The 14359-nt window shown below is 59.9% G+C and carries 14 protein-coding genes; 10 read left to right on the forward strand and 4 right to left on the reverse strand.

From position 1 onward, the window contains the following. Nucleotides 1–18 precede the first annotated feature (18 nt). From surE to N2601_RS05985, 3 genes are all read left to right on the forward strand, one after another. Nucleotides 19–792, forward strand: a complete 774-nt coding sequence (gene surE, locus N2601_RS05975; protein ID WP_104822931.1) for a 5'/3'-nucleotidase SurE — start codon at nucleotides 19–21, stop codon at nucleotides 790–792. Further along, a complete protein-coding gene (locus tag N2601_RS05980; RefSeq protein WP_104822932.1) occupies nucleotides 789–1442 on the forward strand; it encodes a protein-L-isoaspartate(D-aspartate) O-methyltransferase in 654 nt (217 codons plus the stop codon). The genes surE and N2601_RS05980 overlap by 4 nt, the downstream gene beginning before the upstream one ends. 170 nt (nucleotides 1443–1612) lie before the next feature. Beyond that, nucleotides 1613–3388 carry a peptidoglycan DD-metalloendopeptidase family protein gene (locus tag N2601_RS05985; RefSeq protein WP_104822933.1) on the forward strand — a complete coding sequence of 592 codons (1776 nt, stop codon included), beginning with the start codon at nucleotides 1613–1615 and terminating at the stop codon, nucleotides 3386–3388. A 165-nt stretch (nucleotides 3389–3553) separates the two neighbouring features. Here N2601_RS05985 and N2601_RS05990 read toward each other — a convergent pair whose 3' ends face one another. Continuing rightward, nucleotides 3554–4426 (reverse strand): ATP-binding protein, encoded by an 873-nt coding sequence (locus N2601_RS05990; protein ID WP_104822934.1) that lies wholly within the window; start codon nucleotides 4424–4426, stop codon nucleotides 3554–3556. Nucleotides 4427–4632: 206 nt separating this feature from the next. Between N2601_RS05990 and yajC the strand changes: the two genes are divergently transcribed. From yajC to N2601_RS06015, 5 genes are all read left to right on the forward strand, one after another. Beyond that, complete coding sequence (gene yajC, locus N2601_RS05995) at nucleotides 4633–4980, forward strand: preprotein translocase subunit YajC (RefSeq protein WP_104822935.1); 348 nt, start codon at nucleotides 4633–4635, stop codon at nucleotides 4978–4980. 166 nt (nucleotides 4981–5146) lie between these two features. Continuing rightward, entirely contained in the window at nucleotides 5147–7684 is a 2538-nt protein-coding gene (gene secDF / locus N2601_RS06000) for a protein translocase subunit SecDF (protein ID WP_104822936.1), read from the forward strand. Between the two features lie 4 nt (nucleotides 7685–7688). Further along, the gene (locus tag N2601_RS06005) at nucleotides 7689–8075 is read left to right on the forward strand and encodes an Mth938-like domain-containing protein (RefSeq protein WP_104822937.1); all 387 of its coding nucleotides are present in this window, start codon (nucleotides 7689–7691) and stop codon (nucleotides 8073–8075) included. A gap of 17 nt (nucleotides 8076–8092) precedes the next feature. Then, complete coding sequence (locus N2601_RS06010; RefSeq protein ID WP_104822938.1) at nucleotides 8093–8953, forward strand: phytoene/squalene synthase family protein; 861 nt, start codon at nucleotides 8093–8095, stop codon at nucleotides 8951–8953. Between the two features lie 75 nt (nucleotides 8954–9028). Beyond that, nucleotides 9029–9490, forward strand: a complete 462-nt coding sequence (locus tag N2601_RS06015) for a hypothetical protein (RefSeq protein ID WP_104822939.1) — start codon at nucleotides 9029–9031, stop codon at nucleotides 9488–9490. Between the two features lie 6 nt (nucleotides 9491–9496). Here N2601_RS06015 and trmFO read toward each other — a convergent pair whose 3' ends face one another. The 3 genes from trmFO to N2601_RS06030 all read right to left on the reverse strand — a co-directional run bounded on the left by trmFO (nucleotide 9497) and on the right by N2601_RS06030 (nucleotide 11654). Continuing rightward, nucleotides 9497–10933, reverse strand: coding sequence for a methylenetetrahydrofolate--tRNA-(uracil(54)-C(5))-methyltransferase (FADH(2)-oxidizing) TrmFO (trmFO, locus tag N2601_RS06020; RefSeq protein ID WP_104825082.1), 1437 nt, complete (start codon nucleotides 10931–10933; stop codon nucleotides 9497–9499). A 113-nt stretch (nucleotides 10934–11046) separates the two neighbouring features. Continuing rightward, on the reverse strand, nucleotides 11047–11190 hold the full coding sequence (locus tag N2601_RS06025) for a DUF1127 domain-containing protein (RefSeq protein WP_065091553.1): 144 nt from the start codon (nucleotides 11188–11190) through the stop codon (nucleotides 11047–11049). 317 nt (nucleotides 11191–11507) lie between these two features. Then, nucleotides 11508–11654: a DUF1127 domain-containing protein gene (locus N2601_RS06030; RefSeq protein WP_007690983.1), complete on the reverse strand. Its 147-nt coding sequence runs from the start codon at nucleotides 11652–11654 to the stop codon at nucleotides 11508–11510. 904 nt (nucleotides 11655–12558) lie between these two features. Between N2601_RS06030 and N2601_RS06035 the strand changes: the two genes are divergently transcribed. Further along, on the forward strand, nucleotides 12559–13713 hold the full coding sequence (locus tag N2601_RS06035) for a DUF2157 domain-containing protein (protein WP_104822940.1): 1155 nt from the start codon (nucleotides 12559–12561) through the stop codon (nucleotides 13711–13713). After that, nucleotides 13710–14327 carry a GDYXXLXY domain-containing protein gene (locus N2601_RS06040; protein ID WP_104822941.1) on the forward strand — a complete coding sequence of 206 codons (618 nt, stop codon included), beginning with the start codon at nucleotides 13710–13712 and terminating at the stop codon, nucleotides 14325–14327. Before N2601_RS06035 ends, N2601_RS06040 begins: the two co-directional genes overlap by 4 nt. The last annotated feature ends 32 nt before the right edge of the window (nucleotides 14328–14359 follow it).

The following is a 14359-nucleotide window of genomic DNA, read 5'->3' on the forward strand; positions in this document are numbered from 1 at the left end:
TTTTGAGCGGTGGGGGCAATGCGGATACTTCTGACCAATGACGACGGCATTCATGCCGAAGGACTGGCCGTGTTGGAGCGCATCGCCCGCACCATGTCCGATGACGTCTGGATCGTGGCGCCGGAGACGGATCAAAGCGGCCTTGCCCATTCGCTGAGCCTTTCCGAACCGTTGCGTCTGCGCAAGGTCTCCGACAAGCATTATGCGCTGCGCGGTACGCCGACGGATTGCGTCATCATGGGCATCCGCCAGGTCATGGACATCAAGCCGGACTTGGTGCTCTCAGGCGTCAATTCCGGCTCCAACGTTGCCGACGATGTCACCTATTCGGGCACGATTGCCGGCGCGATCGAGGGTACGCTGCAGGGCGTGCGCTCCATCGCGCTGAGCCAAGCCTATGTGCATGAGAACGGGACACGGGTCGTTCCCTGGGAGGTGGTGGAGGCGCATGCGCCCGCGCTTCTCAGCAAGCTTATCGATGTCGACATGCCCGACGGCACCTTTCTCAACTTGAACTTCCCGAACTGCCAACCGGACGAAGTTTCGGGCACAGAAGTCACCGCGCAGGGCAATCTCGCCTTCAATCTCCAGGTCGAGGAACGGGCCGATGGCCGTGGTTTCCCGTATTACTGGTTGCGCTTCGGCGAACGCAGCGGCATCTTTCGCCCCGGCACCGATATCCATGCCTTGAAACAAAATCGTATTTCGGTAACTCCTTTGAAACTCGATTTAACGGATTATTCGGCGCAAGACCGCGTGGCGCGGGCGCTCGGGTACGGAGTAGCGGATTGACATCTCGTCTGGTCGAGAAGGAAGGCTTTGCAGCCGTCGTGCTGCGGCTGCGGGCCGAAGGCATATTGGACATCGATCTGATGACGGCCGTCGAACAGACGCCGCGCCTACCCTTCGTGCCGCTGCAATTTGCCGATGATGCCTATTCCAGCCGAACGATCCCGATCGAATGCGGTGCCTTCATGGAAGGCATCGATCTCGTCGTCCGCATTCTGCATAGCCTGAAGATCAAGCCAGGCCATCGCGTTCTCGAAATCGGAACCGGCAGCGGCTTCACTGCTGCCGTCATGGGCCGCATTGTCGAGCGGGTGCTGACGGTCGATCGCTACAAGACGCTGACGACGGCAGCGCAGCAGCGCATGGATACGCTCGGCCTGCGCAATGTCATCATCCGCCAGGCTGACGGCAGCGTCGGTTTGCCGGGCGAGGGGACTTTCGATCGCATCCTGGTGACCTCCGCCTTCACCACCATGCCGCGCTTCTTTGCCGAGCAATTGGTTTCCGGCGGGTCGATGATTGCGCCGTTGATACTTTCAGACAATGTCTGCCGCATGGTGCGTCTCACCAAGACCGGCAGTCGCTTCGAGCGCGAGGAACTCTTCGATGTTCCTTATCAGCCGATCGTGCCGATGCTCGCCTCTTATCTTTGAGGCCTAATTTAGATTGAAATCCTTGGAAGTATCCCGCGAACGCGGGGTTTCATCTTCTATGGTTAGCAATTCCTCAAAAAAACACATGTGACGCCAGTGCTTTAACCGCATGGTAAGATTAACGCGCTTTAATCGACCCATAATCGGTTGCGTCTCAAGTGGGTCGAGTCATGGGTTTCAGTCTTTCGTCAAACTTCGGTAAATCGGCAGGGAAAGTCTTGGTGGCCGTTCTCCTGGCGAGTACCGCGACAGCTTGTAGTTCGGACACGACGCGCTTCGGCGGGCTCTTTGCGGGCTCTCCGGATCAGACGACGACCGGCTCGATCAATCGTCGCGGCTTGAATGGGGCAGATGGCGATCCCGTGCCGCGTGCCGATCTCGCCCAGGGCGGCGGTTATCAGCAGCAGGATTATTCGCAGCAGAACGCACCGGTGACGAGGCCATATCCGAATTCTCCGGCCCGTTATAATCCATCCTATTCGAGTGCTCGCGTATCAAGCGCTCCCGTCGCGATCCAGCGGACCGAGCTTGCAGCGCCGACTGCTTCCGCAGCGCCGGTTCGCTCGCATGTCGCCTCCAAGGGAGAAAGCGAAGCGCTTGCCCAGCCGTTCCCCGCATCGCGTGGCAAAGCTGCGGTATCCCGCGCAGAACCGGCTCTGGCTCCGGATACGATGTCGACCGGCACGATCAAGGCGCCGACTGCCGCAGCACCTTCATCCGGCTGGACGGCAGTCAACGCGCCAAGCGTCACGCTGCGTCCCGGCGAAAACATAAGCCTGCTGTCGCGCCGCTACGGCGTTCCGGAAAAAGAAATCCTGCGCGCCAACGGCTTGAAGAACAGCGCCAGCGCTCAGCCCGGCCAGCAGATCATCATCCCGACCATGAACGGTGCCGGTGCTCCGAGCCCGGCCAAAGTGGCCTCGGAAGCGACCGACCTTTCCAAGGGTGGCAAGATGCCCGCGCCGGTCAAGGCTCCGGAGCAGGATGCCGTGGTGCTGCCATCCAACGGTCAGATGCGTGGCAAGTCGCAGGCCGGCCTCGCCGATCCCAGCAAGCTCGCTGCCGGTAACGGCAAGGGTCCGCAGCCGAAGGGCGATGGCACCTATGTCGTCAAGCCGGGTGACTCGCTTGCCAGGATCGCGAAAAACGCCGGCGTCAGCGTCGATGCGCTCAAGCAGGCAAACCACATACAGTCGGGCGGCGGCGTCCGTATCGGCCAGACGCTGAAGCTGCCGCACGGTGCAGTTGCCGAGGCCGAACCGGTGAAACCCGATCCGGTAAAAACCGCCTCGATCGAGCCGCAAAAGTCCGCCGTGAAGTCTGTTGCAGTGCCGGCCATGGAGCCGAAGCAGGCGGCTGCTGAGCCGACCGTAAAACCGGCTGCGAAAGCCGCCGCGACTAAGACTGCCGCCGCAGAGCCGGCAGCAAAGGCAGCGCCCAAGGCCGTCGCCGCAGCGCCGGCCGCCGATGCCGCCAAGCCCCAGGCGGTCGCGGCCGCAGCGCCGACCCAGTCCGTCGGCGACGCCGCCGCCAAGGCCGACGTGCAGGCGGATGCTCCGGAAGCGACGGGGATCGGCAAATACCGCTGGCCAGTCCGCGGCGCGGTCATTGCCGGCTATGGCTCCAACGTCAACGGCAGCCGCAACGACGGTATCGACATCTCGGTTCCGGAAGGCACCCCGATCAAGGCCGCTGAAAACGGTGTCGTCATCTATGCCGGCAACGGCCTGAAGGAACTCGGAAACACCGTCCTCGTCCGTCACGACGACGGCACGGTCACGGTCTACGGCCATGCCGATGCACTTAGCGTCGCCCGTGGCCAGAAGGTTCAGCGCGGCCAGACGCTGGCCACGTCCGGCATGAGCGGTGACGTCAAGCAGCCGCAGCTTCACTTCGAAGTCCGCAAGAATTCGGCCCCGGTCAACCCAATGACGTTCCTTGAATAGGTAGTGCGTCTCAAGGAGTCTGCAAAAAGCCCGGCTACCACCGGGCTTTTTGTCGTTCTAAAGCGCATCGCGATCTCTGGGATCCGCTCTTTGCGCATTAGGTTCTTAATTTTGCGCATGTCGTTGTCGCACGGCCGCTGCGCGACATGATTTGGAAGGCGATGGTCAATCCCGCTCCAGCACGATCCGCTGCCGACCGGCAAGATCCTGGATATATTGCCACGCCACGCGCCCGGAGCGGGCGCCGCGTGTCGTTGCCCATTCCAGCGCCTCGTGATGCATCTGGGCGCGATCAAGCGTGAGCTTGAAATAATCGGCATAGCCGTCGATCATCTGCAGATAATCTTCCTGACTGCACTTGTGGAAGCCGAGCCAGAGACCGAAACGGTCGGAGAGCGATACCTTTTCCTCCACCGCTTCCGAAGGGTTGATGGCCGTCGATTGCTCGTTTTCCATCATATGCCGCGGCAGCAGGTGGCGGCGGTTCGATGTGGCGTAGAACAGCACATTGTCCGGCCGGCCTTCGACACCGCCGTCCAGCGCCGCCTTCAGCGATTTGTAGGCGGTGTCGTCGTGATCGAAGGAAAGGTCGTCGCAGAAGACGATGACCCGATGCGGCGTGGCTTTCAGGATATCGAGCAGTACCGGCAAGGAGGAAATATCCTCTCGATGCACTTCGACCAGCTTCAGCGAGACGCCGGTGGCGCGGCGCACATCCTCATGCACGGCCTTGACGAGCGACGACTTGCCCATGCCGCGCGCACCCCAGAGCAAGACATTGTTGGCGGCGAAGCCTTCGGTGAAGCGCAGCGTATTTTCGTGTAAAATGTCGCGCACATGGTCGACGCCCCGGATGAGGGTCAGCGCCACGCGGTTCGGCCGGGCAACGGGCTGCAGATAGAGCCGGGTAGGGGCCCAGACGAAGCAATCGGCAGCGTCCCAATCGTTGACGGCCGGTGCCGGGCCGGCGAGGCGTTCAAGCGCGTCGGCGAGGCGGCGGACTTCCGCAAGGATCAGCGTGTTTTGATCTTCGGTCACCGTTTTTCCTCCAGAACGTTAGTCGGGAAAGGAGTAAAATGCTCCCTGTCTTGGCGGGTACCATGCTCCTTTCGGGCCCGAAAGGCTAAGAGGCCTGGAAAACAGTACGGTCCGCGGCTGTTTTTGTTGCATTCGCGATGATCACAACTATATTCCGGCCACCTGACGCGGGGCCCGTTCCCGCAAGGAGTTCAAGGGAGTTCTCGATGTTTATCACCAACGCATATGCGCAGAGCGCGACAGATTCAGCCGCAAGCGCCTTTGGCGGTTCCGGCTTTGAAATGATCATCCTGTTTGTGCCGCTGATGGTGGTTTGGTATTTCCTTCTTATCCGCCCGCAACGCGCACAGGCGAAGAAGCGTGAGGAAGTCCTGAAGAATATCCGCCGCGGCGACCAGATCGTCACGAGCGGCATCGTCGGCAAGGTCACCAAGGTCGTCGACGACAAGGAACTGGAAGTCGAAATCGCCGAAGGCGTCCGCATCCGCGTTGTGCGCAGCGCCATCACGGAAGTCCGCGTCAAGGGCGAGCCGGTCAAGGCTGACGCTGCGTAAGGTTTGACGGGCAGGTGGGGCCGAGCAGCTTGCCACGCCAGCGTGCAGTTTCGAAAATCGGATTCGACTTTCGAAGAGAACTGTGCGCAAATTCAAAGTGTTACTGCGCCTTTGTGTGTCCCGGTGATTGTGGGGGCGCAGTGAGAAGCCAAAACTCGAGAGAGCGATGCTGCACGTCTCCTGGTGGAAGACCGTCCTGATCTGGTTCGCCGTTCTCTTGAGCGTTCTCCTTGCCGTGCCCAATCTGCTCAGCGATCAGCAGCTCTCCTCTTTTCCGGCCTGGTTTGCGCGAAGCAAAGTCGGACTCGGGCTCGATCTTGAGGGCGGTTCACATATCATGCTCAAAATCGAGCGTGGCGATGTCGTCCGGGATCGGCTGGAGACTGTTGTTGGCGATATCAGCGCCAGGCTGCGCACGGTCAATATCAGCTATTCCGGTCTTACCGGCACTGGCCAGAAGATCCAGCTCCGCATCAACGATCCCGCGCAGGTGCAGGCTGCTGTAACTGCCTTGAAGCCGATCACCAGCGGCAAGACGGGAGTGGTCTTATCGCAGGGCGACAATGGTGCCCTGACCGTCGATATTACCGATGCCGGCATCGATGAGCGTGTCTCTGCATCGATGACGCGCTCGCTGAAAGTCATCCGCAATCGTATCGCTCAGTTGGACGTCGGTGAGCCACTGATCCGCCGGCAAGGCGCGGATCGTGTCGTCATTCAGGTGCCGGGCCTTGCCGATCCGCAGCGCCTGAAGAACCTCCTGAACCAGCCAGCCCAGCTCAGCTTCCGTCTGATCGATCAATCCATGTCGGTGCAGGATGCCATCAATGGCCGCCCGCCCGCCGGTTCGGAAGTGCTGTTTTCCGAAGATGACCCTCCAGTTGGCTATCTCGTCCAGAAGCAGCCTCTCCTCTCGAATATCGACTTTGCCGATGCTGTGGCGGTGTCCAACACCCAGAACAATAACGGCAATATCTCCGTCAAACTGACGGCCGAAGCGACCACCCGTTTTGCACAGACGACGGCTGCCAATCTCGGCAAGAATGTCGTGGTCGTGCTTGACGACCAGGTCATCTCGGCGGCCGCCTTGAAGACCGCAATCACCACCGGCGATATCGATATACCCGGTGATTTCACGGCGCAGGGCGCGCAGGATCTCGCCGTCATGCTGAAGTCCGGGCCATTGCCCGCGACGCTGACGACGGTCGAAGAGCGAACCATCAAGCCCGGTTTGGGCAATGAAACGATGCGCTCCGGCATAACCGCTTGCATTGTTGCCGCCATTTTCGTTGCCGCGCTGATGATCGGCTTCTACGGACTGCTCGGCGTCGCCGCGACGATTGCACTTGTCATCAACATCATCATGGTTCTGGCAATCATGGGGCTGTTCGGCATCACGCTGACCTTGCCCGGGATTGCCGCCATCGTTCTCATCATTGGTATCGCGCTCGATGCCAATGTGTTGATCTACGAACGCGTCCGGGAAGAAGAAAAGAAGACCCATCTTCTCGTCGACGCGTTGCGCCACGGCTTCAACCGAGCCGCTGCCACCGTAGCCGATGCCAACCTCACGCTGCTCATCGTCGCGGCCATCCTCTTTTATGTCAGCAGCGGCGCGGTGCGCGGCTTTGCCGCGACCTTGATAGCAGGCGTTTTCACCACCTTCTTTACCGCTTGCTTCGTGACGCGTTCGCTCGTCGACGCCTGGATTTCGCATCGCAAGCCGCGCGTGCTGCTGGCGGGTGTGCGAAGCGGCATCTTCGACGGCGCCAATATTCGCTTCATGGGTATCCGCCGCTATTCGTTTACGGTGTCGGCGGCGCTGTCGGTCGCAACCCTGCTTGCCTTCGCAACGATCGGCATGCATCTCGGTATCGATTTTACCGGCGGGTCGATCATCGAAGTTCGCGCCAAGCAGGGCGTTGTCGATCCGGCCAATATTCAATCGCGTCTGCAGGACGTCGTTCCGGGCGATGTACAGGTCGAGCGGCTCGACGATCGGCTAAGTGCGGTGATCCGAGTGCATGCGCAGCAGGGCGGCGAGAACGCCGAACAATCCGCCGTGACCCTCGTGCGCGACGAACTAGGCAGGGAATACGACTTCTCCCGTGTCGAGGTCGTCGGCCCTGCCGTTTCCGGCGAAATCAGCGCGACGGCGTCGCTTGCGGTTCTCGCGGCGCTGGCTGCGATCCTCATCTATATCTGGCTGCGTTTCGAGTGGCAGTTTGCCGTTGGCGCGATTGTCGCCACGCTGCATGACGTCATCCTGACGCTGGGCCTCTTCGTGCTGACCGGCATGGAATTCAACATGACGGGCATTGCGGCACTTTTGACCATCGTCGGCTATTCGCTGAACGATACCGTCGTCGTCTATGACCGGATGCGCGAGAATCTCAGACGCTATTCGCAGATGCCGTTGCCGATTCTGATTGATGCCTCCATCAATCAGACGCTGTCGCGCACGGTTCTGACCTCGGCGACGACTTTGCTGGCGCTGCTCGCGCTCTGTATATTCGGCGGCGAGGTGATCCGCTCCTTCACCTTCGTCTTGCTCTTCGGCGTCGCGGTCGGCACCTTCTCTTCGATCTATATTGCGGCCCCGGTCCTGATCGTCTTCAAGCTACGCCCGGATAGATTCCAGGCTGGCGGCGAAAACAAGGGACAGGCAGGCGGCGACGTTCAATCAGGCAAACCAGCGGTGTGACAAAGTGGCAAAAGGCATAGAAATACGGAACGCGCATTTTCCCGGCCGCGCACCGATCGACGCTTATGGCAATGGCGGTTTTCGATTTGCCGACATGTCGCATCGCGGCTCGCTGCTCTGCCTGCCCTCCGGCATTTACGGCTGGGACATGACGCTGGAGGATGCGTTGACGCCGGCGCATTTCCAGAAAGTGCTCGATGAGGCTGCCGAGATCGAGGTGTTGTTGGTCGGCACCGGCCTGGAACTGCGGCCTTTGCCATCGGAGCTGAGGGCGGCTTTCCGCGCCAGGCAGATTTCTTCCGATTCGATGAATACGGGAGCGGCGGTGCGCACATTCAACATCATGCTGGCCGAGTCGCGCGCCGTTGCCGCGGCGCTGATCGCCGTTTGACGAGGATCAGGCAGGGCATGACGACATTAGCTGCGCCCCGTAGCAACCAGGATCTTTGCCTGGCGACGCTTCGCGACACCGATCGCGACCGCTATCTTGCCTGTCTGCTGGCGCCGGAGGATAAGCGCGGCGCTCTCGCCGCACTCTACGCCTTCAATGCGGAGCTGGCGCGCATCCGCGATTTGGTCCACGAGCCATTGCCGGGCGAAGTGCGCATGCAATATTGGCGCGATCTGCTCGAGGGACAGGCGCATGGGTCGAGCGCGGCCAATCCCGTGGCTGCCGAGCTGCTCGCCGCGATCGAGCTGCATCGCCTGCCGCGTCAAACGCTGATCGATATGATCGATGCGCGCATCTTCGATCTCTACGACGACCCGATGGAAACGCGCGGTACGCTGGAAGGCTATGCCGGCGAGACGGCGTCGGCGCTGATCCAGCTTGCGAGCCTCGTGCTGTCGCCGGAGGATGCCCGCCGCTCGGCCGACGCTGCCGGCCATGCCGGCGTGGCACAGGCGATTGCCGGGCTGCTGTTGCTGATGCCGATGCACCGCCATCGCGGACAGCTCTATCTACCGTTGGAAATCTTGACGGCAACCGGTCTCGATCGAGATGCTTTTCTCGCTGGCGAGGACAAGGCACGCATTTCTGCCGCCATCGAAGCTTTCGCCGGCCTCGGCCGTGAGCATCTCGCGAAGGCGAGAGCTGCCGGCAATATTTCGCCGGCGGTATTTCCGGCTTTCCTGCCGGTGGTTCTGGCAGAGCCGGTGCTGAAACGCGCGCAGGCGCTGGGCGCCGACCTGTTCGATCGATCGTTCCTGCAGCCACAATGGCGCCGGCAGATGCGCATGGCTCTGGCCTCGGTGACCAGGAAAATCTGAAACTGACCACGTTCGCGCAAGTCTCAGAGCTTATAGAGATTGCCGAATATTTGCCCGCATCCCAGGAGAGCCGCTATGGGCATCATCGTCTGGTGCATACTCTTTGCGATCGTCGTTTTCTTTGCCTTCTTCGCAACGCGCATGGCGTCGCAGAACAAGGAAGATGGTCTGCACGATACCGGTCTTGCCATTCTGGAGTTCGGCCGCGCTTTTCCGACGGAAGCCATCCGGCAATTGCAGACCACGGCCAATGGCCAAGCGGTTTTCGTGCGCTTGCATGATGACAAGGCCGGCTTCATGCGGAGCCTGCGCAATCACTTTGCCGTTCATCTGATCGAGCCGGGCAGGGCACATGCCAAGGATTCGGGAAGCGGTCGCGGCTTGACCATCGATTTCCTGGACGCCCCGCACCATAACGGCACATTCGAATTCGCGACGCCCGCGGAGGCAGCAGAGGTCTCACTCTGGCTGCTCGGCAATTATGTTGCGAGCGATGATTCCAAGTCCTCGGCTACCAAGCCAGCGGCAAAGGCCTAAAGAGGCTCAGGCGCTTTTGATGATCGCGGGTGCCTGAACCCCCAGCCACGCAGCGCAATCCGCCAGTGCCCGCTTGGCGATCAGTTGCCGTTTCATGATCGTCTTGTCCTTGCCGCGGAAGCGCTTGACGCCCTCCGGCTTGACGATCGAACCCGGTTCCAATTCCGGAAACAGCCCGAAATTGATGTTCATCGGCTGGAAGGAGCGCTTGCCCGGCTCTTCATCGGAAACGATATGGCCGCCGGTAATGTGGTTGAGCAGCGAGCCCAGCGCCGTCGTGTCTGGCGGCAGGGACGGCGACTCGCCCCTGTGCTCGGCTGCCGCGAAGCGACCGGCCAGCAGACCGATGCTGGCGCTTTCGACATAACCTTCACAACCGGTGATCTGGCCGGCAAAACGCAGGCCCCGCCGCGATTTCAGCGAGAGCGAGCGGTCGAGCAGCGTCGGCGAATTGATATAGGTGTTGCGATGCAGGCCGCCGAGCCGTGCGAATTCGGCATTCTCCAGGCCTGGGATCAGCCGGAAAATCTCGGCCTGCGCGCCATATTTCAGTTTCGTCTGAAAGCCGACTATGTTGTAGAGCGTGCCGAGCGCATTGTCCTGGCGTAGCTGTACGACCGCATAGGCCTTGACGCCGGGGTTATGGGCATTTGTCAGGCCCATCGGCTTCATCGGCCCGTGGCGCAACGTCTCGCGCCCGCGCTCGGCCATGACCTCGATCGGCAGGCAGCCGTCGAAATAGGGCGTGCCTTCCCATTCCTTGAAACCAACGGCGTCGCCGGCGATCAGCGCGTCGACGAAGGCGTTATATTGGGCTTCGTCCATCGGGCAGTTGATGTAGTCCTTGCCCGTGCCGCCCGGTCCCACCTTGTCGTAGCGGGATTGGTGCCAGCAAATGTCCATGTTGATGCTGTCGCGGTAGACGATCGGCGCGATGGCGTCGAAAAAGGCAAGTGCGTCCGCGCCCGTCTCTGCCTGGATGGCACTGGCAAGCCCCGGCGCGGTCAGAGGCCCGGTGGCGATGATCGCCCGACCCCACTCCGTCGGGGGCAGGCCCTGGACTTCCTCGCGAACGACCGTGATCAGAGGGTGGTTTTCGATCGCCTGCGTTACCGCCTCCGAAAATCCGTCGCGATCTACCGCCAACGCGCCGCCGGCGGGAACCTGATGCTTATCGGCGCAAGCCATGATCAGCGAGCCGGCCAGGCGCATTTCCGCATGGATGACGCCGACCGCATTGCTGGTCGCATCGTCTGAGCGGAAGGAGTTGGAACAGACGAGTTCGGCCAGACCGTCGGTCTTGTGCGCCTCGGTGCCACGCACGCCACGCATTTCATGCAGGATGACGGGCACGCCGGCGCTGGCGATCTGCCAAGCGGCTTCGGAGCCGGCAAGGCCGCCGCCGATGACATGGATGGGAGAAATGGAGTTGGTATTTGTCATGCGCGCGTCATTACCACGGGCAGGCCGGCGATCCAATTGCTTTACGCGGAAGCCGGAATCAAAAACGGCGCCGAAGAGCGCCGTTTTGAAGCAGTCCACTCAGTCCGTTGCGATTAACGGAAAGAGCGGGAAGCGATGTTGCGGATTTCGTAGCGGCTAACGCCGATATCCGACAGGGTCTGGCTGGAGAGGTTGCCGAGCTCGTTCAGGGTGCGGCGATAGCTAATCCAGTTCTTGGCAATACGAAGCGGGTTCATTTTCTTGTCCTCAGTCATCTAGTTGCGAGCGGCACGATTGCCGCCTCAGCGCTTGATATTCATATAGGCGCGAGAACGAATATTTTGCAGTGCAAATAAAAAGCGTCTGCTATGCATTTGTGCAATATGACGCCCAAAAAGCCATCACTGCCCAAATTTTATATGACATGTTAGAGCGTATGACTTGAAGCGTGGCAGTGATTGCTTGCGAGGGCAAACGGCGTGCACAAATGACGCGCAAAAAAGAACGCCCGCCGCGGTTGTCCGCAACGGGCGTTGTGTAGGCTGTCGCTATTTTAGCGAAGCCAATCCGGCAGTTAGCGGCCGGTGGCTTCGCGAGCTACGCGATGGATGTCCGAACGGTCGATGCCGAGGTCGTGCAGTTCGCGAGTGCTCATGCGGCCGAGTTCGGTAACGGTCTGACGGTACTTGCGCCAGTTGTTGAAAGAGCGGGTCAGGTTCATTTTATATCCCTTTCGAGGATTTGGAGATCTCGTCGGTTCCGCGATTGGTTCCGTCCTCGATCTGATGAATGCGAATATATGCTGCACTGCGAAAATCAAAAAGAGCGATTGCTACATGCCACCTATGCGCAAGATGCAATCCAATAGGGGGGTTGGTTAACGCGGTGACCGCTTTTTGTGCATAACGGAGTTGCGCGAAAGCAGCCATTTGGCATGCAATTGGTTGAATTTGCGAACTTTAGCTCAAATCATGAGCAATTGATCGGGCGCCGCCCATCCGCGGTCGGATCCATATCATCCTGCGAGCCCGTAACGGATTGTAGATCGCTAGAGATTGAGCGCACGAGAAAATTCCCGTTGCCGCATGCTTTGCGCTCTTCCAAATCCTTGAGCCGCCTAAAAGGGGCGCGCAAACGATCTCCGCCGATTCGTAGGGCAATAACCGATTTAATGGGAGATAAAAAATAACGCCCACCGCGGGAGGAGGATGCGGTGGGCGTCATTTGTGGTGATTGACGACTGGGAGGAGGAGTGTCGTCAATCCATCGGAGCGCACTGGGAGGAGGAGTGTGCGGCTCCGAATTCTATATGAGGAATTCATCCTCAGGCTCTTTCCGGCTTTCGCCGAAGCGGCGCGCCACGCCGTCCTTCGATGCTCATAAAATAGTATGACTTTTGATTTTTGTGCAGCGCAATAATTTCATAGGAGGTATGCTTCATATGCATACGTTGACGCGCATCAATACCGCAAACGACCATTATGCGAAGTAAGCCTTAACTCTGCATTAACACGGTGCGGCCTTGCGCGAAGCTCGGCCTGTTTTGAAACGCGAAAGAGCGACCTCGATCGCACCCATTTTGTGATAAGACACTCAGGGATGTTGGAATCGCTGTCAGGGGCGCGATGTACCGGGCTAGGCTGGAGCGTGATCTTAAGGTCTGGGTGAATAAGGGGTTGGTCGATGGGCCGGCAGCGGCAGCGATTCTCAATGAATATGACAGCCGCCCGGCAAGCTTCAGCCTTGGCCGCGTGCTCGCCGTCATGGCGGCGCTGTTAGTCGGCGCCGCGATCCTGTTGTTCGTCGCCTCGAATTGGGAGGCGATTCCAAGGATCGTCAGGCTCTTAGGGCTTATAGCGCTGATCTGGGCCTTTTATCTTGGCGGCGCCTATTCATTCGCGCGCGGCCACCCGGTTCTCGGCTCGGCGGTGCTGATTCTCGGTACGATGAGTTTCGGCGGCGCCATGTCGCTTGTCGGCCAGATGTATAATCTATCCGGCGACGAGCTGACGATGATGATCGTCTGGTTCGCGGTTGCCGCCGTCGCTGCCGTATTGTTTCGCTCGAGCGGGCAGGTGGCACTTGCCGGCTTCCTCGCTTGGGGCTTTTGCGGCTTCTATCTTTGGGATCATTTCGACGTTTGGTACGGCATCATGCCCTGGGCGCCGCCGGTTATGGCGGCCGTGCTGATCGCCCTTGTCCGATACGTCGATGCGCCAAGATCCCGGCATCTTGCCTATCTGATGCTTGTTGGCTGGCTGACTTGGATTTTCGCACAGTATGAGAGCCTGCATGCGGCTATCCTGCTTGCTACTGCCGGCATGATTGCCTTCCTGGCCGCCAGCCTCCAGATCTCGCCATTGACGCGGATCGCACGCACTGCCGGGGCAGCGCCGGCCTTCTACAGCTTCCTCATCGCTGCCATCGGTCTCTTCGCAATTCATGGAGAGATCAGCGACGGCGTTTTTGAGAATAATATATGGGTTGCAAACAAGCTGCCTCTCATCGTGATCGCTTTCGCGACGCTCGCAAGTGCGATCGTTGCCATCATTCTGAGCGGCCGCGATAACGGTGCTGTGCGCTATCTCGCTTATGTCGTCTTTGCCGGTGAAATCCTCTATCTCGCCGGCGAGACGGTCGGTTCGATCATAGGCACATCGGGATTCTTCCTGATCTGCGGTGTATTGGTCGCGATCGCCGCCTGGCTGGTCATCCGGTTGGAGCGGCGATTTTCCCATCATGACGGCGCTGAGAGTGACAGGCAGGGGGCGCGGGCATGACGATGACAGCCGAGCCGGGCACCGTTGTACGCAATGTCAGCCGCCGCATGTGGATTGCCGCTATGATCGTCGCAGCGCTGCAGACGGCCATCCTCGGCTATATGGTTGGCGAGCGGGCTTGGGGCCTGCGGAGCGGCGTCGAGGTTCTGTTGAAAACCGCCCCGATCGATCCGCGCGATTTGCTGCGCGGCGACTATGTGACGCTGAACTACGATATTTCGCGAGTGCCGGTGTCGACCGTGATCGGCGGAGTGCCGACGGAAAATCGGAAAAACCAGATTTTGTCCGTCCGCCTGAAGAAGCAGGATGACGACTATTGGGGCATCATCGAATCGTCCTTCGGGGCACTGGAGCCGAAACCGGACACGGTCGTTCTCAAAAGCCTGCCTTTCGACTATTTTTCTTACAGCGATAGCGCGCCGTCGCACGCGACGATCTGGGTCACCTACGGTATCGAACGCTATTATGTGCCTGAAGGCGACGGTCGTACCATCGAGGATGCGCGCAATCACGACCGCGTCGCGATTGCCGCCCGCGTTTCGTCCGATGGCGCGGCGCATATCAGAAGCCTGCTTCTCGATGGCAAAGCCGTCTACGAAGAGCCGCTTTACTGACAGCGTTTCCCTATAAAACCAAACAAGGTTCA

The organism is Rhizobium sp. CB3060, assembly GCF_025200735.1.
GTDB lineage: Bacteria > Pseudomonadota > Alphaproteobacteria > Rhizobiales > Rhizobiaceae > Rhizobium.